Origin of the sequence: Bifidobacterium sp. M0353 (genome assembly GCF_016100645.1) — a bacterium.
In the GTDB taxonomy this organism is placed as follows: domain Bacteria; phylum Actinomycetota; class Actinomycetes; order Actinomycetales; family Bifidobacteriaceae; genus Bombiscardovia; species Bombiscardovia choladohabitans.
On record NZ_JACFSB010000120.1, the window covers coordinates 1 to 284 of the forward strand.

General features: G+C 32.0%; 1 protein-coding gene. It reads left to right on the forward strand.

Annotated elements, in window-relative coordinates; translation table 11 throughout:
• Positions 1-220, forward strand: a 220-nt coding sequence (locus H3V04_RS09240) for a hypothetical protein (protein WP_198188317.1), incomplete at its 5' end; no start/stop codon positions are given.
• Between the last annotated feature and the right edge of the window lie 64 nt (positions 221-284).

Sequence of the window (284 nt, forward strand, 5' to 3'; positions counted from 1 at the left end):
CGATGCTAAAACTGCACATGATAGCTTGCAAGCTGATATTAATAAGCTTCCAATATCATCGATGCAGTTAGATATATCTTCCATTAAAACAAACATTAATACCGCTTTAAATAGGATTTCTGCGCTTGAAAACAAAGAAACTTTTCATTACTCAAGTTCTTTGAGCGATGCAAAATCTTATTCTGCAAATAATCCACAAGTTCTAGTAGGCTCTAGTTAGGGAAGTGAAACAATGAATATTAATGGAAATGAAGTTAACCATTTATTTTTAAAAGGTCAGCAAT